Raw genomic sequence first — 21,192 nt, forward strand, 5'->3', positions numbered from 1 at the left:
GCTGCAGGAACACCCATGACCCGCCCCAGCTTCCGCTTCCCCGACGGTTTCCATTGGGGCGCGGCCACTTCGGCCTATCAGATCGAGGGCTCGCCGCTGGCCGATGGCGCCGGCCCCAGCATCTGGCAGCGCTTCGCGCATACGCCAGGGATGATGGCCAACGGCGACACCGGCGATATCGCCTGCGACCACTACCGTCGCTACAAGGACGACGTGCAGCTGATGAAGGCGCTCGGCCTGCACGGCTACCGTTTCAGCATCAACTGGGCACGCGTGCTGCCCGAGGGCACCGGCCGGGTCAACGCCAAGGGCCTGGATTTCTACTCGCGACTGATCGACGAGCTGCTGGAAAACGGCATCGCGCCGAACGCCACGTTGTTCCACTGGGACTTGCCGGCCGCGCTGGACGATCGCGGCGGCTGGCTCAACCGCGACATCGCGCACTGGTTCGCCGAGTACGCCGAAGTGATGTTCAAGGCGCTGGACGACCGCGTGCCGCGCTGGTCGACGATCAACGAACCCTGGGTGGTCACCGACGGCGGCTACCTGCACGGCGCGCTGGCGCCGGGCCACCGCAACAAGTTCGAGGCGCCGATCGCCGCGCACAACCTGATGCGCGCCAGCGGCGCCGGCATCCAGGCCTATCGCGCGCATGGAAAGCACGAGATCGGCGTGGTGTTCAACATCGAACCGAAGTACCCGCACTCGGACAGCGCCGAGGATCTCGCCGCCACCCGCCGCGCGCATGCCTACATGAACCAGCAGTTCGCCGATCCGGCGCTGCTGGGCAGCTACCCGCCGGAGCTGAAGGAGATCTTCGGCGAGGCGTGGCCGGACTTCCCGGCCGACGATTTCGAGCTGACGAACCAGCCGGTCGATTTCGTGGGCATCAACTACTACACCCGCGCGGTGGTGAAGCACGACGCGAACGCGTATCCGTTGCAGGCAGTGTCGGTGCGTCAGCCGAACAGGACCCACACCGAGACCGGCTGGGAAGTGTTCGAACAGGGCCTGACCGACACGCTGACCTGGTTCAAGCAGCGCTACGGCGACATCCCGCTGTACATCACCGAAAATGGCTCCGCGTTCTACGATCCGCCGGTAGCGGAGAACGGCGCACTCGACGACCCGCTGCGCACGGACTATCTGCGCCGCCACCTCAAGGCGCTGCATCGCGCGGTCGAAGCCGGCGTCGACCTGAAGGGCTATTACGCGTGGTCGCTGATGGACAACCTGGAATGGTCGCTGGGTTTTTCCAAACGCTTCGGCCTGTACCACGTCGACTTCGCCACTCAGCAGCGTACGGCCAAGACCAGCGCAAAGCTGTATGCACAGGTGATCGAGAGCAATGGCGGGGTGTTGGACGACGACGCGTAGGAGCCCGCTGGCGGGTGATGCCTTTGGCGCTGGATTCACAAGAGCATCGGGCAAAGCCGCCACGTTGAGGCTCTACCGTTCTCGCTGAGCATAGCCGCGCAGCGGCGAAGTCGAAGGGTTGTGCAAGGCTTCGACTTCGCGCCTTCGGCGCTACGCTCAGCCCGAACGGAGTGGCAATTCGAAGCGCGCGGATTTCAAGCGCGCCCAAGCACCAGCAAATGCCGCTCCGCCGGCAAACCCGGCACGATCAGCTCATGCGTGTCGCGCACCTCGAAGCCGGCCGGAATGCCCGGCAACTCGTCGTCCGGCCGCTTGCCCTTCATTGCCAGCCAGATGCCGTCCGGGGCCAGCAGATGGCCGCCCCAACCGAGCATGTCGGCCATGCTGGCGAAGGCGCGCGCGGTGATGCAGTCGTACTGGCCTTCGACGTCTTCCACCCGCGACTGCAGTGCGCGCACGCCGTCCAGCTTCAGCGCGCGGATCGCCTCGCGCAGGAAGCGCACCTTCTTGCCGTTGGAATCGACCAGCAGGATCTCGCGTCCCGGCGCGGCGATCGCCAGCACGATGCCGGGCAGGCCGGGGCCGGTGCCGAGGTCGGCCAGGGTCTGGCCTTGCACGTACGGCAGGATCGCCAGCGAATCGAGCAGGTGGCGGGTGACCATCTCCGCCGGATCGCGCACGGCGGTGAGGTTGTAGGCCGCGTTCCAGCGTTCCAGCAACGCCTGGTAATCGAGCAGCCGCGGCACCGCGTCGGCCGGCAGGCTGAGGCCCAGTGCGGCGATGCCTTGTTCGAGTCGTGCCTGCAAGGCGTCGCGGATGGTCATCGGGTTGCTCGAAGTACGTGGGGCGCAAAGTATCCGCGGCCTTGCCGACAAAAGAAAACCCGCCGAAGCGGGTCGAAGGCTTTCAAATCCCCTGCCGCGTGGGCGCTCTGGGGCGCCATGACGCGATTTCGTGGTCAGGTCGCGTCGAGTTCGACCCGGGTCACCATCATGCCGCGTTCGCGCAACGCGCTGTTCAAGGCCTGCTTCACCCGGGCGCCCAGATCGCGGCGATCGGCCTGCGACTCGCCACGCAGGGCCTCCTGCGCACCGCGACGGATCAATTGGTCGACCTGTTCGAACACCGCGTCGGCACGTTCCGGCTCCAGCACTTGCCAGTACACCGTGCCGCGCATGTCGCGCGCATCGGCTTGCGGCCCTTCGAACCGCAGGGTCTGGCCGGCCAGGTTGATCTTGTGCGCGACGCGGTCCAGCAACGGCAATACCAGGTGGGTACCGGTCTGCAACAGGCGCACCAGCTTGCCGCGGCGGTAGACACTGTAGACCTGACCGGCGGGCACGTACCGCACGGCGCTGGCGATCAGCGCGGCGGGAATGGCGAGCAGCAAGGTCAACAGAGTCATCATGGTGTGTAGAAACAGCAACTTGGCCGTGATTGCTTCAATATCGCGAGAACTTGAGCATACAGTTGCCTGAGCCCGCGAAGATTAACGCTGATTTAACGACAAAACGAAACTTTAAACAATGGCGCCGATTTGGCTCCCTCAACGGGTTGTCGGCTGAACATGGGGCGGCTTTAAGGTTGCCGCCCCGGCAGGGTTTGAATAGCGGCTTTACAGGCACTTTACAAATCGCCATGAAAACGTTTACGTTGGCGCGGTGGCATGGTTTCAACGCATTCGGCCATTGCAAGTGACGATAACCACATGACGTCAGCAACCATCAAGGATGTCGCGCGAGCCGCCAACGTGTCCGTGGCGTCGGTGTCGCGCGCGATGAACGGGGGCAGCGGGGTGACAGCCGAGACTCGCCAGCGCATCCGTGCCGCCGCCGAGCGGCTGCAATACATCCCGCACGCGGCCGCGCGCATGCTGATCACCCGGCGCACACGGACCATCGGCGCCCTGTTGCCGGATCTGTACGGCGAGTTTTTCTCCGAATTGATCCGCGGCATCGACCTCGCCGCGCGCGCGCGCGGCCTGCATCTGCTCGTGTCCAGTTCGCACGACGGCGTTGCGGAGGCGGCAGCGGCGGTGCGTTCGATGCAGGGCCGGGTGGATGGCCTGCTGATCCTGTCGGCGCGCGTCGATGCGCCGTTCCTGCGCGCCAATTTGCCGGTCGGATTGCCCGCCGTGCTGCTGAACAGCTCGGTGGAGAGCGCCGAGTACAGCGTACTCAACGTCGACAATTACACCGGCGCGTGCGCCATGGTCCGGCACTTGCTCGAGGCCGGTCATTCCGACGTGGCCTTCATTGCCGGCCCGGAGAACAATTTCGATGCGCAGCAGCGCGAGCTGGGCTATCGGGCCGCCATGAAGAAGTACGCGCCGAAGGCGCCGCTCATCATCGTGCCCGGCGATTTCACCGAGGAATCAGGCGGCCGTGCCGGCCGCGAATTGCTGGCCCGGAAGGTTCGCCCGCGTGCGGTGTTCGCGGCGAACGACATGATGGCGGTGGGTTGCCTGTATGCGTTCAAGGAAGCAGGCCTGGATGTGCCGCGCGACGTGGCGCTGGCCGGCTTCGACGACATTCCGATCGCCCGTTATGTGACGCCCGCGCTGACCACGGTGCGCGTGCGCATCGTCGATCTTGGTCGCAGCGCCCTCGAACAGTTGGCCGACCGTATCGAAGGCGTCGACCCGTCGCCCGCATCCGCGCAGACGCTCGGTTGCGAAATCGTCGTCCGCGATTCCTGCGGCACGAACTTCACCTGAGCCTCATCCACAGGGGGCAATCGTCGCATCGAATTTTTCGCCGGGGAGAGTAATCATGAAAGTGTCTGTGCATCTCAGAAAGAAAATGCTGGCTGGCCTGGTCAGCACATCGGTGGCGGCGATGGCCTGCGCACCGGCGGTGTCATGGTCGCAGACGGCCAATGCCACCTTGCGCGGCAGCGCACCGGCGAATACGGACGTCACCGCCAAGAACATCGCCACCGGCAGCACCCGCCGCACCAGGTCGGCGACTGACGGAAGCTATGCGCTGGTCGGGTTGCCACCGGGCACTTACCAGGTGGATGCCGGCCCGGGCACCGGCAAGGTCGTCACCTTGAGCGTCGCCTCCACCGCAACCCTCAATCTCGCCGCGGGCGCCGCCGCACCCACCGGGCCGGCCACCACGCTCGCAGGGGTCACGGTCACCGGGATGAATCTGGTGGAAGTAAAGACGTCCGAAGTGGGCGCGACGATTTCGCAGCACCAGATCGAGACGATCCCGCAGGTCTCGCGCAACTTTCTGGAGTTCGCCGACACCGTGCCGGGCATGGTCTTCAGCGTGGATTCCTCCGGCCACACGTCCTTGCAGGGCGGTGCTCAGAACGCCAGTGCTGTAAACGTTTACATCGACGGCGTCGGCCAGAAGAGTTACGTCAAGCAAGGCGGCGTCAGCGGCCAGTTCAACAGCCAGGGCAACCCCTTCCCGCAGCTGGCGATCGGCCAGTACAAGGTGATCACCTCAAACTACAAGGCCGAGTACGACCAGATCTCCAGCGCCGCCGTCACGGCCGACACCAAGTCCGGCACCAACGAATTCCATGGCGAGGTGTTCGGCACCTACACCAACGACAGCCTGCGCGCCGCGACGCCTGCCGAGGATGCGGCACACAGGAAATCCAAGTCGCACGAGAAGGAGTACGGCTTCGCGATCGGCGGCCCGATCATCCAGGACAAGATGCATTTCTTCTTCACCTACGAGGCGAAGAAATTCAATACGCCGGTGACGGTGGTGCCGGGCGTCACCGACACGATCGGTTACCTGCCCGCAGACGTTGCTGCCCAGGCCGGCCCGTCGAACCTGCCGTTCAAGGAAGATCTCTACTTCGGCAAGATCGACTGGGAACCGACCGACCGTGACCGCTTCGAACTGAGTGCGCAGAAGCGCAAGGAGGACCAGTACGACAACATCGGCGGCGTGACCGCTCCTGCGGCCGGTATCGACACCCTCAACAACGACACCCGCATCGCCTTGCGCTGGCAGCACAGCGGCGACATCTATTTCAACGAACTGCTGTTCACCCACGAAAATGCCTACAACAATCCCTCGCCGCTGAGCAACGGCAACGGCGCGGTCTACACCTTCGACCCGATGAACAACCAGACCATCCTGATCACCGGCGCGGCCAACGCGCTGGCCACTCAGAAGAAGGGCCAGAAGGGGCCGGCGCTGCAGGACGACCTGACCTTCAACGATCTTGAATGGCACGGTGACCACGTGGTCAAGATGGGCGTGAAGTACAAGGCGGTGGATCTCAACGCACAGGACGCGGGCGAGAGCAATCCGCAGTTCTATTACAACGTCAACACGACCGGCACCTCGGCGACGCCGTACAAGGCATTCTTCCCGAACCCGGTGCCCGGCCTGAGCCCGGTGGCGAAATCGTCGGACAAGCAGCTCGGCATGTATATCCAGGACGACTGGGCGGTCAACGACAAGCTGACCTTGAACCTCGGCGTGCGCTGGGACTACGAGCGGAACCCTTCTTACCTCAACTACGTGACGCCGGCCAACGTGGTCGCCGCGCTGAATGGACCGAACCCGGACCCGACCGCACCGGCGGGGCAGACCTATGCCCAGGCGCTCGCGCTGGGCGGCGTGGATGTCAACGACTACATCAGCACCGGCCACAACCGCAAGGCGCAGAAGAACGAATTCCAGCCGCGCCTCGGCTTCTCCTATGACATCAACGGCGACGAGGAACACGTGATCTTCGGCGGGGCTGGCCGCGCCTACGACCGTGACCTGTACGACTACCTGCAACTGGAGCAGACCAAGGCCTCGCTGCCGGAATCCACGGTGTACTTCCGCCAGCCTGGTGCCACGGGCCCGTGCTACACCAACGGCACGCCCTGTTTCGACTGGGATCCGGCATACCTCAATGGCCTGGGCAACCTGCAGGCGTTGCTGACGACGTCTAACGCCGGCCAGGAAGTGGATGCCATCAACAACCGCCTGAAGGCGCCGTACTCGGACCAGTTCAGCCTCGGCATGCGCAACAAGTTCGGCGACTGGAACACCAGCGCCGCGATCGCGCGCATCGTCAGTCACGACGGGCTGGTGTTCACCCTGGGCAACCGCTATCCCGACGGAAGCTTCTACAAGAACGGCAGCCAGCCATGGGGCAACGGCGTGCCAGGCTTCGGCGGCCTGATCATCGCCAACAACGGCATCGAGACGCGCACCACCCAGTTGCTGCTGTCGGCCGAAAAGCCATACACCAAGGAATCCGGCTGGGGCGTCACGCTCGCATACACCTTCACCGACGCGACCCAGAACCGCGACATCGGCGAGCATTACGCGTTCGATGAAGCCACCATCAAGCAGTACCCGTTCATCGACTCCAACGCCGCCGCCAGGCATCGCCTGGTTGCCACCGGCGTGATCGATGTGCCGTGGGGCATCACGCTGTCGGCCAAGCTGACCCTGGCCACACCGACGCCATTCAACGGGATCGCCTGCTATGGCGCGACCTTCCCGAACGGCAGCGGATGCATTCCGGCGGCGGCCACGCCGGGCGGCAACGGCAAGTTCCTCGTCGGTGGCAAGGTGTTCGGCTATCGCGACGTCGACTTCCAGGCCACCAAGGATTTCGACATCGGGCACGGGATGGTCATTTACGGACGCTTCGACCTGCTCAACGCGTTCAACTTCAGGAACTACTCGGACGTCCTCGTCAACTGGGGCGCCAATGGCGTGGCGAACCCGGACCCGGCGATGTACAACTCGACCGGCAACATCACCTTCGTGCCGCGTACGATCAAGTTCACCGTAGGCATGAAATTCTGACGCGGCAGCGCCGGTTGGAACCCGTCCGCTGATCGAGACACCCGCAAAGCCCGCTTCCCTCGGCGGGCTTTGTTTTTCGCCCACCCTCTCGGGGTACGCCTCGAGGCACCTCGTACCATGTGAAAAGCATGTCCAACAAGTTTTCGCGAATCCTGTCTTTCACCTTGCTCACCTTCGTGCTGGCGCTCGGCACGAACTGGTCGCCGCCGGCCACGGCGCGGACGCCGGAGCATGTCTCCCTGTCCGGCCAGCAGCAGGCGCTGGTCGATGATCTCCAGCAGCGCACCTTCCGCTTCTTCTGGGACAGCGCGAATCCGGCCAATGGCTTGATCCCCGATCACTATCCCGGCGAGTCGTTCTCCAGCATTGCCGCGGTCGGCTTCGGCCTGACCGCCTACGGCGTTGGCGTGGAACGCGGCTACATCACGCGCGAGCAGGCGATCGAGCGCACCCTCGCGACGCTGCGCTTCTTCGATACCGCGCCGCAGGGCGACAGCGAGGACGGCGACAGCGGCTACCAGGGCTTCTTCTACCACTTCCTCGACATGCAGAGCGGCAAGCGCTTCGCGCGCTGGACCGAGGTGTCCACCGTGGATACCACGTTGCTGCTCGGCGGCGTGTTGTTCGCGCAGTCCTATTACGACCGCGACACGCCGGCCGAGCGCGAGATCCGCACGTTGGCCGACCGCATCTACCGCCGCGTCAACTGGAACTGGGCGCAGGTGCGCGCGCCGCTGATCAGCATGGGCTGGACGCCAGGCGGCAAGTTCATCCCGGCCGACTGGAAGGGTTACAACGAAGGCATGCTGGTCTACATCCTCGCGCTCGGCTCGCCAACCCATCCGGTCGGGCCGGAAGCGTGGACGGCGTGGCTTTCCACCAACCCGCTGACCTGGGGTACCTTCGAGGGACAGACCTTCCTCAATTTCGGGCCGCTGTTCGGGCACCAGTACAGCCAGGTGTGGATCGACTTCCGCGGCATCCGCGATGCCTGGAGCCGCGAACACGGCCTGGATTACTTCGAGAACAGCCGGCGCGCGGTGATCGCCCAGCGCAACTACGCGATCGCCAACCCGGGCGGCTGGACCGGCTACGGCAAGAACGTGTGGGGACTGACCGCCAGCAACGGCCCCGGGGGCTTCATCGTGGAAGGTCACGGCCGCCGCGAAAAATTCCAGGGCTATACCGCCCGCGGTGCCGGATTGGGCGATATCGTCGATGACGGCACCATCGCACCGACCGCCGCCGCAGGTTCGATCGCATTTGCGCCGGCGCTGGTGATCCCCGCGCTGGCGGAGATGAAGCGGCTCTACGGCAAGGACATCTACAACCGGTACGGCTTCGTCGATGCGTTCAACCCGAGTTTTCACATCCATACCCTGCTGCGCACCGGCAAACTGGTGCCGATGGGCTGGGTGGACAACGAGCAGTTGGGTATCGACCAGGGCCCGATCGTGCTGATGATCGCGAACTGGCGCCGCGATTTCGTGTGGAACGTGATGAAGAAGAATCCGTACATCCGCAAGGGACTCGAGCGCGCCGGTTTCGAAGGCGGCTGGCTGGGTACCCGATGAGCTTTCGCCGATCACGACGCTGGCGTTCCGCCGCGTTGCTGATCGGCGCGCTGGCCGGCCTGTGCGCCTGCAGTCGCCCGCATGACGATGGCCAGACGCTGACGCTGTGGGCAATGGGCCGCGAAGGCGAAGTGGTGGCGCAGCTGATGCCGGCATTCGAGCGCGCGCATCCAGGTATCCATGTCGAGGTGCAGCAACTGCCATGGAAGGTGGCGCACCAGAAGCTGCTCACCGCGTTCGCCGGCAACACCACGCCGGACGTGGCCCAGCTCGGCAATACCTGGATCGCCGAACTCGACGCGCTGCACGCGCTGGAACCGCTGCAGCCGTACGTCGCGCATTCACGCGTGGTGCAACCGGCCGATTACTTCCCCGGCATCTGGGCCACCAACGTGATCGACGGCACGCTGTATGGCGTGCCGTGGTACGTCGATACGCGGCTTCTGTTCTACCGCCGCGACCTGCTCCACGCCGCCGGTTTCGACGCGCCGCCGCGCGACTGGGCCGAGTGGTCGCGGCAGATGGCCACGCTGCAGGTGCACGACGGCGGCGGCCGTTACGCGATCCTGCTGCCGACCAATGAATTCGAGCAACTGCTGTCGCTGGCGCTGCAACAGGACGAGCCGTTGTTGCGCGACGGCGGCCGCTACGGCAACTTCGAGAGCGCCGGGTTCAAGCGTGCGCTGGCGTTCTATGTGGGCATGTTCCAACAGCATCAGGCACCGCTGGTGGCCAACACCGAAGTGTCCAATCCGTGGACCGAGTTCGGCCGCGGCGTGTATGCGTTCTATCTGTCCGGCGCGTGGAACATCGGCGAGTTCCGTCGTCGCCTGCCGGCCGCGCAACAGGGCGACTGGGCCACCGCGCCACTGCCCGGCCCGCACGGTACCGGTACCGGCATCGCCGGCGGTTCCAGCCTGGTGATCTTCCGCGCCTCGCCGCACAAGGCGCAGGCATGGTTGCTGATCGAGTATCTGTCGCAGCCGCAAGTGCAGCAGCAGTTCTACGAGCTGCTCGGCGACATGCCGCCGCGACGGGCGTCGTGGCAGGGCAAGGCCTTGCGCGACGACCCGGCGGCGCAGGCCTTCCGCGAGCAGTTGGAGCGGGTCAAGCCCACACCGGCGGTGCCGGAGTGGGAACGCATCGTCACCGAGATGCAGCTGGTCGCCGCGCGTGCCGCGCATGGCGAGGTGACGGTGGATCAGGCCGCCGCCGAGATTGACCGGCGCACCGATGCGATCCTCGAAAAGCGACGCTGGATGCTCGATCACCATCGAGGCAACCGGTGAGCGCGCGCCGCACCGCGTGGTGGTTCCTGAGTCCGGCCCTGCTGGTGCTCGGGCTGTTCTTCGTGCTGCCGGTGATCGCGGCTCTGGCGCTGAGCCTCACCGATTACGACCTCTATGCGCTGGCCGACATCCGCAACCTGCGCTTCGTTGCTCTGCAGAATTATTGGGATCTGCTGCATCGTCCGCTGTTCTGGTCGGCGCTGGGCAACACGTTCTACTTCGTGGCGGTCGGCGTGCCGCTGTCGATCGGCGCGTCGCTGGCCAGCGCGCTGCTGCTGAACTCGCCGCTGGCACGGATCAAGCCGTTCTTCCGCACCGCGCTGTTCGCGCCGGTGGTGACCACGGTGGTGGCGGTGGCGGTGATCTGGCGCTACCTGTTCAACACCAAGTACGGCCTGGTCAATTACGGCCTGGCCGAGCTGGGCATCCACCCGATCGACTGGCTCGACGATCCGCACTGGGCGATGCCGACGATCATCGCGTTCGCGGTGTGGAAGAACTTCGGCTACAACATGATCATCATCCTGGCCGGGTTGCAGGCGATCCCGGCCGACCTGTACGAAGCGGCCCGCATCGACGGCGCATCCGCGCCGCGACAGTTCTGGCACATCACGTTGCCGATGCTGAAACCGACCATGCTGATGGTGGCGATCCTCACCGTGGCCGGTTATTTCCAGCTGTTCGCCGAGCCCTACGTGATGACCGAGGGCGGCCCACTGCAAAGCACGATCAGCGTGCTGTACCTGATGTACGAGGACGGCTTCAAGTGGTGGAATCTCGGCGTCGCCTCGGCGGTGGCGTTCCTGCTGTTCGTGATCATCTTCGTGGTGACGATGCTGCTGTTGAAGCTGGCGCGCCGCGGCGAACAAGTCGATGGTGCATCGCCATGAACACGCGGCTGGCGAAGGTGCTGGTCAACGGCCTGCTCTGCGGCGCGGCGCTGGTCGCCCTGCTGCCGTTGCTGTGGATGCTGTCGGTGTCGTTCATGGCTCCGGGCGAAGCGAGCTCGCTGCCGCCGCCGTTGCTGCCCGCGCATGCCACCTTGGCCAACTATCGCGAGCTGTTCGCGCATGCCGGCATGGGCCGCTACCTGCTCAACAGCCTGCTGGTCTCCAGTGCGATCACCGCACTGTCGCTGGCCTGCAACCTGATGGCCGGCTACGCCTTCGCCAAGCTGCGCTTCGCCGGCCGCGAGCGATTGTTCCAGGCGCTGATCGGCGCGCTGGTGATCCCGGCTCAGGTGGCGATGCTGCCGCTGTTCCTGCTGCTGAAATACATCGGCCTGGTCAACAGCTATGCCGGCGTGATCGTGCCCGGCATGGCGACCATCTTCGGCATCTACCTGGTACGCCAGTACGCGCGCGGCATCCCCGACGAACTGCTGGAAGCGGCGCGCATCGACGGCGCCGGCGAGTGGCGCATCTTCACGCTGATCGTGCTGCCGCTGCTCAAGCCGATCATCGTGACCCTGGCGATCTTCAGCTTCCTCGCCGCGTGGAACGATTTCATGTGGCCGCTGATCGTGCTGACCGGACAGGAGCATTACACCCTTCCGATCGCGCTGGCCTCGCTGGCGCGCGAGCACGCACAGGACAGCGAGCTGATGATGGCCGGCTCGGTGGTCACCGTGATGCCGGTGCTGCTGCTGTTCCTGTCGCTGCAGCGGTATTACCTGGAGGGGCTGTTGCTGGGGAGTGTGAAGGGGTGAGGCCGCTTCGATGAAGCAACGCGCTTCTCGCATTTTCCCCTCTCCTCTCGGAGAGAGGGGCAAACGCTAGAAGCGATTTTCTCCAGTCAAAACTTGCCTGCCCGAAAATCGGCGATCGCTTCGTGGATCTGCTCGGGCGTGTTCATTACGAACGGGCCGTAGCGGGCCACCGGTTCATTCAGCGGTTTGCCGGCGACAACCAGCACCCGCGACGGCTGATCGCCGCCGGCCAGTTGCAGTCGATCGCCCTCGGACAGCACGCCCAGCTCACTGCGCCGCAGTTGCTCGCCGCCGACCAGCGCCGACTCGCCTTCGAACACGTAGGCAAAGCCGTGATGGCCAACGGGCAGGTCCAGGGTCAGCGTCGCGCCCGGCTGCAGGCTGATGTCCATGTACACCGGCGCCGTGACGATGCCTTCGACCGGGCCGGTGGCGCCGGCCAGTTCACCGGCGATCAGCTTCACCTCGACGCCGTCGGCCGGATGCACCACGGGAATCCGCTCCGGGCCGATGTCCTGGTAGCGCGGCGCGGTCATCTTGTCGGCCGCCGGCAGGTTCACCCACAGCTGGAAGCCCCACATCAGGCCGTCTTCCTGCTGCGGCATTTCCGAATGCAGGATGCCGCGGCCGGCGGTCATCCACTGCACGCTGCCCGGGGTGAGGTCGCCGCGGTTGCCGTGGTTGTCGTGATGCTGCATGTGGCCGGCCAGCATGTAGGTGACCGTCTCGAATCCGCGGTGCGGATGCTCCGGGAAACCGGCGATGTAGTCGCCGGCCTGGTCGGAGCGGAACTCGTCCAGCAGCAGGAACGGGTCGAGCATGTCCAGCCCGGGCTGGCCGATCACGCGCTTCAGTTTCACGCCGGCACCGTCGGACGTGTCCATGCCGCGAATGCGGCGGGTGATGTGGCGGTCGTTCATGACTTGCTCCAGTGAGGAATCCCTGGCCGCCAAGATGGCCCCGTTCGCGCACATAGCCAAGCACCGGCGCGGGAACGGATCGTTCCCGTCGCGCAACGCCCGACTCAGTCGAGCCAGCGGAATGCGCGGGCCAGTTCGGCGGCGGCGTTGTCCAGATAGCAGCGGCCATGCGCCAGGATCACCCGCCGCGGCTGCCACGCCAGCATCCGCGCGAGGCAGGCGCGCGCCTCCGCCTTGTGGCCGAGATAGCTCAGGCGCATGTCGAGCGGGGCCTTGCCGTCGGGGTCGATCACGCCTCCGAGGCGAGCGATCCAGCGCATCGTTGTCGGCAGCTTCGCCGCTTCGAAATTCTCGATCAGGTCGGCGACGATCAGCGTGGCGCTGGCCCGATGCAGGAACACGATCTCCTGCAAGACCCGGCTGCCGCGAAAGCGCAGCTGGTCGATCGTGCCGGCCCAGTCGGCCGGCGGCGCGTCGTCCAGATCGGCATCGAAGTGCACCTCGATGTGCTGGCTCGCCGCACGCTCGCGCACGCCGGGCGAGGCCCAGGCGATCGCCTGCGGATAGCGTCGTTTCCACGCGGCGATGTGCGCGTAGTGCAGCAGGTTCGGGGAGACCAGGTGGCGCACCGGGCCGAGCGCGTCGATCGCCGCGAACAGCGCCTGATCCGGTGCGATCGGGGAGTGGCACCACAAACCGCCGTCGGCCAGTTGAACCACCGTCATGCGGGTTGGGAACGGCGCGCGCAGGCCGAGCGCGGCCATGTGCACGAGCGGGCCATCGGCGATCCAGATCGCGGGCGCCAACGGCTTGAGCGTGTTGAGCGGGGTGTACAGACCGATCTCCGACACGGATTCTCCAGCAGTTGGTGGCTTTTCAGTGCACCCAATGGCCGCTGCGCTGGCGCGGCGGCGAATGGTCGTCGTCGCTGCCCGGGCGCTGTTGCAGCACCATGGTTTCCACTTCCGCCTCGGTGGCGGGTCGGGCCTGCCAGTACTGGTTGACCGCGCCGAGCACGGCCGGCACTTGGGCCAGGCATTCGTCGTATTCGTCGTCGCTGAGCTTCTCGAACTCGGTGTCGGCACTGAGGATGCCTTCGTCCACCGCCAGCGCCATGACCGGCCCGAGCAGCTCCATCAGCTGCGGATCTTCGGCCAGGCGGTTTTCCCACAGTGCGGCGCGCAGGTCGATGCCGCGGCTGAAGCCTTCGCACCAGCCCGCGGCGGACAGCATCGGGCCGCCTTCCATCTCCACCTCGCCGAGGATCGGCTCGTAGGCGTCGACGTCGAGCTCGGCGCTGATCGAATCGTTGAGCTTGGCCAGCAGCGCCAGCACGCGATTGCCCTCGTCCTCGTCGGCGAACGGTTCGTGCAGGACTTCGTGCAGCCATTCGTCGGGCAGCACCAGCAGCGGGCCGACCGCCAGCGCGCTCAGCAGGCCGTGCACGCCATCCAGCAGCAGGTCGCCTTCGCCGGTGTGCGCGCGCAGGTAGCGGTCCAGTTCATCCAGTTCGCTGTCGTCCAGCGAGCTGGGCCATTCGGTCTTTGCAGTCATAGATCCAGTTCCAGCGTCACCGGGGTGTGATCGGAGGGTCGCTCCCAACGCCGTGGTTCTCGGTCGATCGCCGCCGCGGTGGCGGCTGGTTTCAGGGCCTCGCCAATCAGGATCAGGTCGATGCGCAGGCCCATGTTGCGACGGAACGCGGCTTGCCGGTAGTCCCACCAGCTGAAGTGCCCGTGGTCTGCTTCGAACAACCGGAAGCTGTCGTGCAGACCCAGGTCGGTGATCGCCTTGAGCGCGGCACGCTCCGGCGGCGAGCACAGGATGTCCTCGCCCCAGGTGGCCGGGTCGTAGACATCGCGATCGTCCGGGCAAATGTTGAAGTCGCCCAGCACGACCAGGTTGGGGTGGCGTTCCTGTTCGCGGGCCAGGAACTCGCGCACCTTCGCCAACCAGTCCAGCTTGTACGCGTACTTCTCGTCGCCGACCGCCTTGCCGTTGACCACGTACAGGTCCACCACGCGCAAACCGCCGATCGTGGCGGCGAGGATCCGCCGCTGCGGGTCGTCCAGTCCCGGAATGTCGGTGACGATGTCGGTGGGCTCGTCGCGGGCCAGGATCGCCACCCCGTTGTAGGTCTTCTGACCCGAGTACACCGCCCGATAACCGGCGGCGGCCAGTTCATCGACCGGGAATTTCGCGTCTTCCAGCTTGGTTTCCTGCAGCGCCACGACGTCCGGTTGCGCGTCGGCCAGCCACTGGGTCAGATGCGGCAGGCGCACCTTCAGCGAATTGACATTCCACGAAGCAATTTTCATCGCCGCATTGTAAGGGATGCGCTGGCGCGGGCTGGCCGGGTCAAGGCGAAGAACGTGGCGCCCGACCGGTCCGGTAGGCCGGAAGCGGCCGGCCAGGACATTTTGCAAATCGCCGAAATGGCTTTGCAGCGCCGTTTGTCGCCCCAAAACAGCCAAATGACGGCTTCGGCGACCCCTGCTGCACGAATTTTTGCGGGAAACCCGACAAATCCCCACATTCCAGTGTATGCTTACAAAGCAAGAGTCCGAGGCAACTCCGATTTCCTGCTCTCATTGCGGTCAAGTGCGTTACGCTCCGAGCCGCAAACCATCACTGCTTCAAAGGTAATGTTACATGTCGGATCGTCAGAGCGGTACAGTCAAGTGGTTCAACGACGCCAAAGGTTTTGGCTTCATCACCCCGGAAAGCGGTGACGACCTGTTCGTGCATTTCCGCGCGATCCAGGGCACGGGCTTCAAGTCCCTGCAGGAAGGCCAGCGCGTCACGTTCGTCGTCACCAAGGGCCAGAAAGGCCTGCAGGCTGAGGAAGTCCAGGTTGCCTAAATCCTTCGGGATTTGAGCGATCTTGAAAGGCCCGCTTCGGCGGGCCTTTTTTATGGTTTCAATCCTGGCAAGGATCTCTCGTCTCGGCGGGCTTTTTTTCGTCCCTGGAAAGTGCTGATCCTTCGGGACTTGCCTCGACATGGATGCGACGCAATCATCTTGAGCATCAAATGATGCTTTCCCCGGAAACCCAGTCATGACGGACAAACTCGACCTCAGTGCGCTGCGCAACGCCTTGGCATCGCTCGAGGCGAGCATTGCGATTGTCGATCAGGCCACCTGGTTTGCGCAGCAAGCGCCGGCGCTGCAGAACACCATCATCGCCGGCGTGATCCAGAACTTCGAGTTCGTTTACGAGCTCGGCATCAAGATGATTCGCCGGCAACTTGAACTGGAAGCGGCCAGCCCTACCGAAGTCGATGAAAGCAGCTTCCGCGACCTGATCCGCGCCGCTGGCGAGAAAGGCCTGATCGCCAATGTCGAGGCATGGTTCGGCTATCGCCGCATGCGCAACATTACTGCGCATACCTACGACCATGCCAAGGCGCGACAGGTGTACGAAGGCAGCCTCGTTTTCGTGAAAGATGCGCGCGCCTTGTTGGCGGCACTCGAGTCCCGACATGGCTGAGCCCAAGCTGGACATGCAGCCGCAGCATTGGGCCATGGTGCGGAGCATCCTGCAACGGCACGCCGCAGGCCATGAAGTATGGGCGTTCGGCTCGCGCGCGAAGGGCACGGCCAAACCCTATTCCGACCTTGATCTGGCGATAATTACCAGCGAACCGCTGAGCCTTGCGGAAGGTGCCGCCTTGGCCGACGCGTTTGCGGATTCGGAATTGCCGTGGCGGGTGGACCTGGTGGATTGGGCAACCACGGGAAGCGCGTTTCGCAGACTCATTGAACGGGACAAGGTGGTGGTGCAGACCAACGCGAAAACCCCATCCTCTACCGACTGAATCCGCGCCGCGTTTCACGCGCGACCTGGAAGGTGTGCCTGTGTCTTCAAGCCGTCCGTGCCAGACCCTGACGGCTCCATTCCATCAACACCTTGTCCACCTCGCGCAAGCCGTTGGTGGGCGCATGCCTGAGTACCTCCGCACGCAAGGGCAGGTAGTCTGCTTTCAACGCCGCATCGTTCATGCGCTCACACCAACCCGTGACTGCGCAGCAGCGCCTCCGGCTCCGGCTTGCGGCCGCGGAAGGCGATGAAGCTTTCGAGCGCCGGGCGGCTGGCGCCGACCGACAGGAACTCGCGGCGGAAGCGTTCGCCAGTAACGGAGTCGATCACGCTGCCGCTTTCGGCGACCTCCTCGAAGGCGCCGAACGCATCGGTGGACAGCAGCTCGGCCCAGAGGTAGCTGTAATAACCCGCCGCGTAACCACCGGCGAAAACGTGACTGAAGCCGTGCGGAAAACGCTGCCAGGCTGGCGGATACAGCACCGCAACCTGCTTGCGCACCTGCTCAAGCACCGCCAGCGTGCGTGCGCCCTGCGCCGGGTCGTACTCGAGGTGCAGCAGAAAATCGAACAGCGCGAATTCCAGCTGGCGCACCAGGAAAAGGCCGGCGTGGAAGTGGCGCGCGGCCAGCATGCGCCCGAACAATTCGTCCGGCAGCCGCTCGCCGGTTTCGTAGTGGCGGGCAAACAGGTCCAGCGCCTGGCGGTTCCAGCCGAAGTTCTCCATGAACTGGCTCGGCAGTTCCACCGCGTCCCATTCGACGCCGTCGATGCCGCCGATCGAGGGCAACGTTATCTCGGTAAGCAAGTGGTGCAGGCCGTGGCCGAATTCGTGGAACAGGGTCAGCACGTCGTCGTGGGTGAGCAGGGCGGGCTTGCCTTCGGTCGGCGGCGCGAAGTTGCAGGTGAGGAAGGCCACCGGCAATTGCGATTGTGCGCCATCGTCGAAACGGGCGCGGCAGACGTCCATCCATGCGCCGCCGCGCTTGCCGTTGCGCGCATACAGGTCGACGTAGGCGCCGGCGAAGACGCGGCCGTCCGCATCGCGCACGTCGTAATAGCGCACGTCCGGATGCCACACATCGACGCCTTCGCGCAGGGCGTGGGTGATGCCGTAAAGTTTTTCGGTGAGGCCGAACAGGCCCTCGATCACGGACGGCAGCGGAAAATACGGCTTCAATTGCTCTTCGTCCAGCGCATAACGCTGCTGGCGCAATTTCTCCGAGGCGTAGCCGACGTCCCACGACTCGAGGTTGTCGAGCTTCAGTTCGCTGCGCGCGAATTCACGCAGCGTGGCCAGCTCCTGCTGCGCGACCGGCCGTGCGCGCGCGGCGAGATCATGCAGGAACTCCATCACCTCGGTTGGCGAGGCGGCCATCTTGGTCGCCAGCGACTCCTCGGCGGCGTTGGCGAAACCGAGCAGCTGCGCGGCCTCGTGGCGCAACGCCAGGATCTTCTCGATACGCGCACTGTTGTCGAACTTGCCGGCGTTCGGGCCTTGGTCCGATGCGCGGGTCTGATAGGCCCAGTACACCCGCTCGCGCAGGCCGCGGTTGTCGGCGTAGCTCAACACGGCATGCACGCTGGGCTGTTTCAGGGTGACCAGATAGCCGTCCAGATCCTGGTCCTCGGCGTACTGGCGCAGCACCGCGCGGCCGGATTCGGGAATGCCGGCGAGATCGCGCTCGTCGGTGATGTGCTCGTGCCACGCCTCGCTGGCGTCGAGCACCGCGTTGGAGAATTCGGTGGAAAGTTTCGACAGCTCCACGCCGATCTCGCGAAAACGTGAACGGGCCGGTTCCTCCAGCGCGACGCCGGAGAGCCTGAAGTCACGCAGCGCGTGTTCGACCAGGGCGCGTTCCGGGCGCGGCAAGCCGGCGAAGTCCGGCGCGTCGGCGAGTGCCTGCACGGCGGCGTAAAGGTCGCGATTCTGCCCCAGCTCGATCGCATGGTCGGTGAGCTGTTCCTCGGCCGGGCCGTAAACCTTGCGCAAGGCTTCGTTGTCGGCCACCGAGTGCAGATGGGAAACCGGCGCCCAGGCCCGTGCCAGGCGCTGCTCCAGCCGTTCCTGCGTCAGCATCACCGTGGCAAAGTCGCGCGGCGCACCGGGCGCGAGCAGCGCGTCGATGCCGGCGCGATACTCGGCCAGGATCGTCTCGATTGCCGGCGGCACGTGCTCCGGACGGATCCGCGAAAACGCCGGCAGGATGTCGTCGGCCAGCAGGGGGTTGTCGTGACTCATGAACGCTCCTTTTCCAGACCGTCAGCGTGGCGATGGCGCGGGGCGAAATCAAGCTCCGGCATGTGACGGACACGGCAGATGCCTCGCGTGCCGCTATCGCAAAGCCATTACCATGCGCGGATGAGCAATCTGCGTACCTTCAAGGGCGCCGCGCCCATCCTCGGCGAACGCGTCTACGTCGACCCGGCCGCCTGCGTGATCGGCGACGTCGTGCTTGGCGATGACGTCTCGATCTGGCCCGGCACGGTGTTGCGCGGCGACGTGAACCATATCCGCGTCGGCGCGCGCACCAGCATCCAGGACGGCAGCATCGTGCACGTCGCCCATGCCGGCCCCTACGGTCCGGGCTTTCCTTGCCTGATCGGCGAGGGCGCCACCATCGGCCACGCCGCCGTGGTGCATGCCTGCACGATCGGCGACTACTGCCTGATCGGCATGCACGCGACCGTGATGGACGGCGCGATGGTGATGAAGCACGGCTTCGTCGGCGCCGGCGCGCTGATCCCGCCGGGCAAGGTGGTCGGCGAGCGCGAGCTGTGGCTGGGCAATCCGGCGAAGTTCGTGCGCCTGCTCAGCGATCGCCAGATCGAGCATTTGCACTACTCGGCCGACCACTACGTCCGCCTGAAAGACGAGTACCTGGCATCGGCTCGGTGACACGGTTGCGCCGATGCGATCGCGCCGTCATATCCCCGCAGCGGTCGTCTGTCGCATGCGCGCGGCTTCCGCCTCGTGCTGCTTCGTCACGATGTTGCGTGCGGCGGAGAGCTTCCCACCGAGCAGGGCCAGCGTGAAATTGTCGCGGTCGAATTCGCGCAGCAGGTCGATCTCGCGGCGCGCCTCCTCCAGTTGCTTCTGGTTGATGGCTTGCTCGATCTCCGCCGCGGCACGCGGGAACGACTCGCGCAAGGCCTCCCGGGCGCTGCGGTTTTCCGGCTCCAGTTGCAGCACGCTGAGGTAGAACTCGTACGCATTGCTGCCGGCGGGCGCCACCAGGCGTCCGTCGCGCATCGCGTCGCGGGCCAGCCCGAGCAGGATGGCGGTGCCGCTTTGCGCGTCGTCGACTGGCGTTGCTGCCGGTTCGATCGACGTCGAGCCGGCATCTTCGGACGGATGGGCTACTGCAAGGCCATGGCGGTAGATCCCGGCGGCGGCCAGTACCAGCAGGGAAACAAGAACGAGCGCGTACCGGTGCGATACGGCAAAACGGACTCGGGACATGGCACCTGCTGCAAAAGTGATGGGCCGCGCGCTGGAATGCCGTCATCGACGCTCCCGGCGGATCCCCTTCACGTTAGCGGCACCGTGTTGCAACCATATGGCGTTGCCACCTCAGCGCGTTGCCGCCTCCAGCGCACCCAGCCAGGCCATCGCATGCACTCGATCGTTGCCGCACATCGCCGGCTCGGCGCGCAGGCTGGCGCACACGGCAGGTCGCTCGGGCCGACCGAAGATCGCGCAGCGATTGTCGGCGGTCAGTTGCACACAGCGCACGCCAGCTGGCTTGCCATCGGGCATGCCAGGGATCGGCGAACTGATCGACGGCGCAATGCAACACGCGCCACAGCCGATCCGGCATGCCAGTGCGCTCACGCGGCTTGACGACGCAGCAACTGATACACCGATTCGGTATCCGGGCGCTGGCCGTGCCACAACTCGAACGCATCGGCGGCAGTTTCCAGCAACATCCCCAGCCCGTCGAACGCGTACCGCGCGCCGGCCGCCTGCGCCCAGGCCAGAAAGCTGCCGGCCGCGGCGCCATAGGACAGGTCATAGCACAACGCGCGTGCACCGATCAGCGAGAACGGCAACTGCAGCGCCGCGCCCAGCACGCCGGCCGAGGTGGCATTGACGATCAGGTCGTAGCTGCCGATGTCGGCCAGATCCTCCCAGTAGCGCGTGTGCGCCCGAGCCGGATCGCCGATCGCATCCGCCAGCTCGTCGGCCGCATTCGGCGAGCGGTTGACGATGGTCAGCGTGTCCACGCCGGCATCGAGCAGGTTCCACGCCACCCCGCGCGCCGCGCCGCCGGCGCCGAGCAGCAAGGCCGTGTGACCACGCAGATCGACGTCGTGGCGTTCGGTGAGATCGCGCACCAGACCATCGCCATCGGTGTTGTGCGCGGCCAGCCCGCCGTCGGCCAATCGGGTCAGGACGTTGGCGCTGCCCACCCGCGTGGCCGCCTCGCTGTGCCGGTTCGCCAGCGCAAACGCAGCCGCCTTGTGCGGCAGGGTGACATTCGCGCCGCGGCCACCATCGCCGAAGAAGCGGTGCACCGCCGCGGCGAAATCGTCCGGGGCCGCGTCGATCGCACGGTAATCGAGTTCGATGCCGAACTGCTGTGCGAACGCCCGATGGATCTGCGGCGACAGCGAATGACTGATCGGATGGCCGAACACGGCGAACTGGGCGGGTTGCATGGGGGTTCCTGGTGGTGGCCGCCAACGATTCTACAAGCCGCCCCTGCGCGACGCGCCTGC

The 21,192-nt window shown here is 65.4% G+C and carries 22 protein-coding genes; 11 read left to right on the plus strand and 11 right to left on the minus strand.

Annotated features, from left to right (window positions below):
* The first annotated feature begins 15 nt into the window (after nucleotides 1–15).
* Nucleotides 16–1,377 carry a GH1 family beta-glucosidase gene (locus CIW53_RS09895; RefSeq protein ID WP_149364561.1) on the plus strand — a complete coding sequence of 454 codons (1,362 nt, stop codon included), beginning with the start codon at nucleotides 16–18 and terminating at the stop codon, nucleotides 1,375–1,377.
* Nucleotides 1,378–1,571: 194 nt separating this feature from the next.
* Here CIW53_RS09895 and rsmG read toward each other — a convergent pair whose 3' ends face one another.
* Entirely contained in the window at nucleotides 1,572–2,201 is a 630-nt protein-coding gene (gene rsmG / locus CIW53_RS09900; protein ID WP_149364562.1) for a 16S rRNA (guanine(527)-N(7))-methyltransferase RsmG, read from the minus strand.
* Between the two features lie 134 nt (nucleotides 2,202–2,335).
* Nucleotides 2,336–2,785 (minus strand): SPFH domain-containing protein, encoded by a 450-nt coding sequence (locus CIW53_RS09905; protein ID WP_149364563.1) that lies wholly within the window; start codon nucleotides 2,783–2,785, stop codon nucleotides 2,336–2,338.
* 300 nt (nucleotides 2,786–3,085) lie between these two features.
* On the opposite strand from CIW53_RS09905, the gene CIW53_RS09910 reads away from it, so the two are divergent.
* The 6 genes from CIW53_RS09910 (at nucleotide 3,086) to CIW53_RS09935 (ending at nucleotide 11,731) form a co-directional block, all read left to right on the plus strand.
* Entirely contained in the window at nucleotides 3,086–4,093 is a 1,008-nt protein-coding gene (locus CIW53_RS09910; RefSeq protein WP_149364564.1) for a LacI family DNA-binding transcriptional regulator, read from the plus strand.
* 55 nt (nucleotides 4,094–4,148) lie between these two features.
* Nucleotides 4,149–7,160, plus strand: coding sequence for a TonB-dependent receptor (locus tag CIW53_RS09915; protein WP_149364565.1), 3,012 nt, complete (start codon nucleotides 4,149–4,151; stop codon nucleotides 7,158–7,160).
* Nucleotides 7,161–7,288: 128 nt separating this feature from the next.
* The gene (locus CIW53_RS09920; RefSeq protein WP_149364566.1) at nucleotides 7,289–8,734 is read left to right on the plus strand and encodes a glucoamylase family protein; all 1,446 of its coding nucleotides are present in this window, start codon (nucleotides 7,289–7,291) and stop codon (nucleotides 8,732–8,734) included.
* The gene (locus CIW53_RS09925; RefSeq protein WP_149364567.1) at nucleotides 8,731–10,023 is read left to right on the plus strand and encodes a sugar ABC transporter substrate-binding protein; all 1,293 of its coding nucleotides are present in this window, start codon (nucleotides 8,731–8,733) and stop codon (nucleotides 10,021–10,023) included. Before CIW53_RS09920 ends, CIW53_RS09925 begins: the two co-directional genes overlap by 4 nt.
* Complete coding sequence (locus tag CIW53_RS09930; RefSeq protein ID WP_149364568.1) at nucleotides 10,020–10,913, plus strand: sugar ABC transporter permease; 894 nt, start codon at nucleotides 10,020–10,022, stop codon at nucleotides 10,911–10,913. The genes CIW53_RS09925 and CIW53_RS09930 overlap by 4 nt, the downstream gene beginning before the upstream one ends.
* Nucleotides 10,910–11,731 (plus strand): carbohydrate ABC transporter permease, encoded by an 822-nt coding sequence (locus CIW53_RS09935; RefSeq protein WP_149364569.1) that lies wholly within the window; start codon nucleotides 10,910–10,912, stop codon nucleotides 11,729–11,731. Before CIW53_RS09930 ends, CIW53_RS09935 begins: the two co-directional genes overlap by 4 nt.
* An 86-nt stretch (nucleotides 11,732–11,817) precedes the next feature.
* Here the strand turns inward: CIW53_RS09935 and CIW53_RS09940 are convergent, their stop codons facing one another.
* From CIW53_RS09940 to xth, 4 genes are all read right to left on the minus strand, one after another.
* On the minus strand, nucleotides 11,818–12,651 hold the full coding sequence (locus tag CIW53_RS09940; protein ID WP_149364570.1) for a pirin family protein: 834 nt from the start codon (nucleotides 12,649–12,651) through the stop codon (nucleotides 11,818–11,820).
* Nucleotides 12,652–12,755: 104 nt separating this feature from the next.
* On the minus strand, nucleotides 12,756–13,502 hold the full coding sequence (locus tag CIW53_RS09945; RefSeq protein WP_149364571.1) for a DUF4336 domain-containing protein: 747 nt from the start codon (nucleotides 13,500–13,502) through the stop codon (nucleotides 12,756–12,758).
* Nucleotides 13,503–13,527: 25 nt separating this feature from the next.
* On the minus strand, nucleotides 13,528–14,205 hold the full coding sequence (locus tag CIW53_RS09950; protein ID WP_149364572.1) for a YecA family protein: 678 nt from the start codon (nucleotides 14,203–14,205) through the stop codon (nucleotides 13,528–13,530).
* Nucleotides 14,202–14,969: an exodeoxyribonuclease III gene (xth, locus tag CIW53_RS09955; RefSeq protein ID WP_149364573.1), complete on the minus strand. Its 768-nt coding sequence runs from the start codon at nucleotides 14,967–14,969 to the stop codon at nucleotides 14,202–14,204. Before xth ends, CIW53_RS09950 begins: the two co-directional genes overlap by 4 nt.
* A 334-nt stretch (nucleotides 14,970–15,303) precedes the next feature.
* On the opposite strand from xth, the gene CIW53_RS09960 reads away from it, so the two are divergent.
* The 3 genes from CIW53_RS09960 to CIW53_RS09970 all read left to right on the plus strand — a co-directional run bounded on the left by CIW53_RS09960 (nucleotide 15,304) and on the right by CIW53_RS09970 (nucleotide 16,469).
* The gene (locus CIW53_RS09960; protein WP_007809889.1) at nucleotides 15,304–15,513 is read left to right on the plus strand and encodes a cold-shock protein; all 210 of its coding nucleotides are present in this window, start codon (nucleotides 15,304–15,306) and stop codon (nucleotides 15,511–15,513) included.
* 196 nt (nucleotides 15,514–15,709) lie between these two features.
* Nucleotides 15,710–16,141 carry a nucleotidyltransferase substrate binding protein gene (locus tag CIW53_RS09965; RefSeq protein WP_149364574.1) on the plus strand — a complete coding sequence of 144 codons (432 nt, stop codon included), beginning with the start codon at nucleotides 15,710–15,712 and terminating at the stop codon, nucleotides 16,139–16,141.
* Nucleotides 16,134–16,469 carry a nucleotidyltransferase domain-containing protein gene (locus CIW53_RS09970; RefSeq protein ID WP_149364575.1) on the plus strand — a complete coding sequence of 112 codons (336 nt, stop codon included), beginning with the start codon at nucleotides 16,134–16,136 and terminating at the stop codon, nucleotides 16,467–16,469. The genes CIW53_RS09965 and CIW53_RS09970 overlap by 8 nt, the downstream gene beginning before the upstream one ends.
* A 46-nt stretch (nucleotides 16,470–16,515) precedes the next feature.
* On the opposite strand, the gene CIW53_RS18065 is transcribed toward CIW53_RS09970, so the two are convergent.
* Entirely contained in the window at nucleotides 16,516–16,638 is a 123-nt protein-coding gene (locus CIW53_RS18065; RefSeq protein WP_277949630.1) for a hypothetical protein, read from the minus strand.
* Nucleotides 16,639–16,657: 19 nt separating this feature from the next.
* Nucleotides 16,658–18,712, minus strand: coding sequence for a M3 family metallopeptidase (locus CIW53_RS09975; protein WP_149364576.1), 2,055 nt, complete (start codon nucleotides 18,710–18,712; stop codon nucleotides 16,658–16,660).
* 120 nt (nucleotides 18,713–18,832) lie between these two features.
* On the opposite strand from CIW53_RS09975, the gene CIW53_RS09980 reads away from it, so the two are divergent.
* Nucleotides 18,833–19,369 (plus strand): gamma carbonic anhydrase family protein, encoded by a 537-nt coding sequence (locus tag CIW53_RS09980; RefSeq protein WP_149364577.1) that lies wholly within the window; start codon nucleotides 18,833–18,835, stop codon nucleotides 19,367–19,369.
* Nucleotides 19,370–19,396: 27 nt separating this feature from the next.
* Here CIW53_RS09980 and CIW53_RS09985 read toward each other — a convergent pair whose 3' ends face one another.
* From CIW53_RS09985 to aroE, 3 genes are all read right to left on the minus strand, one after another.
* Entirely contained in the window at nucleotides 19,397–19,933 is a 537-nt protein-coding gene (locus CIW53_RS09985; RefSeq protein WP_149364578.1) for an energy transducer TonB, read from the minus strand.
* A 111-nt stretch (nucleotides 19,934–20,044) separates the two neighbouring features.
* Nucleotides 20,045–20,305 carry a YkgJ family cysteine cluster protein gene (locus CIW53_RS09990; protein WP_149364579.1) on the minus strand — a complete coding sequence of 87 codons (261 nt, stop codon included), beginning with the start codon at nucleotides 20,303–20,305 and terminating at the stop codon, nucleotides 20,045–20,047.
* Entirely contained in the window at nucleotides 20,302–21,132 is an 831-nt protein-coding gene (gene aroE, locus CIW53_RS09995) for a shikimate dehydrogenase (protein ID WP_149364580.1), read from the minus strand. The genes CIW53_RS09990 and aroE overlap by 4 nt, the downstream gene beginning before the upstream one ends.
* Nucleotides 21,133–21,192 lie beyond the last annotated feature (60 nt).

The organism is Rhodanobacter sp. T12-5 (assembly GCF_008329435.1).
Lineage (GTDB): Bacteria > Pseudomonadota > Gammaproteobacteria > Xanthomonadales > Rhodanobacteraceae > Rhodanobacter.

Bases quoted from the DNA above. Each gene is read 5' to 3' on its own strand.
- CIW53_RS09985 (WP_149364578.1), bottom strand. From the start codon at position 19,933: ATGTCCCGAGTCCGTTTTGCCGTATCGCACCGGTACGCGCTCGTTCTT.
- CIW53_RS09975 (WP_149364576.1), bottom strand. From the start codon at position 18,712: ATGAGTCACGACAACCCCCTGCTGGCCGACGACATCCTGCCGGCGTTT.
- CIW53_RS09950 (WP_149364572.1), bottom strand. From the start codon at position 14,205: ATGACTGCAAAGACCGAATGGCCCAGCTCGCTGGACGACAGCGAACTG.
- CIW53_RS09980 (WP_149364577.1), top strand. From the start codon at position 18,833: ATGAGCAATCTGCGTACCTTCAAGGGCGCCGCGCCCATCCTCGGCGAA.
- xth (WP_149364573.1), bottom strand. From the start codon at position 14,969: ATGAAAATTGCTTCGTGGAATGTCAATTCGCTGAAGGTGCGCCTGCCG.
- CIW53_RS09905 (WP_149364563.1), bottom strand. From the start codon at position 2,785: ATGATGACTCTGTTGACCTTGCTGCTCGCCATTCCCGCCGCGCTGATC.
- aroE (WP_149364580.1), bottom strand. From the start codon at position 21,132: ATGCAACCCGCCCAGTTCGCCGTGTTCGGCCATCCGATCAGTCATTCG.
- CIW53_RS09910 (WP_149364564.1), top strand. From the start codon at position 3,086: ATGACGTCAGCAACCATCAAGGATGTCGCGCGAGCCGCCAACGTGTCC.
- CIW53_RS09935 (WP_149364569.1), top strand. From the start codon at position 10,910: ATGAACACGCGGCTGGCGAAGGTGCTGGTCAACGGCCTGCTCTGCGGC.
- CIW53_RS09965 (WP_149364574.1), top strand. From the start codon at position 15,710: ATGACGGACAAACTCGACCTCAGTGCGCTGCGCAACGCCTTGGCATCG.
- CIW53_RS09925 (WP_149364567.1), top strand. From the start codon at position 8,731: ATGAGCTTTCGCCGATCACGACGCTGGCGTTCCGCCGCGTTGCTGATC.
- CIW53_RS09895 (WP_149364561.1), top strand. From the start codon at position 16: ATGACCCGCCCCAGCTTCCGCTTCCCCGACGGTTTCCATTGGGGCGCG.
- CIW53_RS09920 (WP_149364566.1), top strand. From the start codon at position 7,289: ATGTCCAACAAGTTTTCGCGAATCCTGTCTTTCACCTTGCTCACCTTC.
- CIW53_RS09960 (WP_007809889.1), top strand. From the start codon at position 15,304: ATGTCGGATCGTCAGAGCGGTACAGTCAAGTGGTTCAACGACGCCAAA.
- CIW53_RS09970 (WP_149364575.1), top strand. From the start codon at position 16,134: ATGGCTGAGCCCAAGCTGGACATGCAGCCGCAGCATTGGGCCATGGTG.
- CIW53_RS09915 (WP_149364565.1), top strand. From the start codon at position 4,149: ATGAAAGTGTCTGTGCATCTCAGAAAGAAAATGCTGGCTGGCCTGGTC.
- CIW53_RS09940 (WP_149364570.1), bottom strand. From the start codon at position 12,651: ATGAACGACCGCCACATCACCCGCCGCATTCGCGGCATGGACACGTCC.
- rsmG (WP_149364562.1), bottom strand. From the start codon at position 2,201: ATGACCATCCGCGACGCCTTGCAGGCACGACTCGAACAAGGCATCGCC.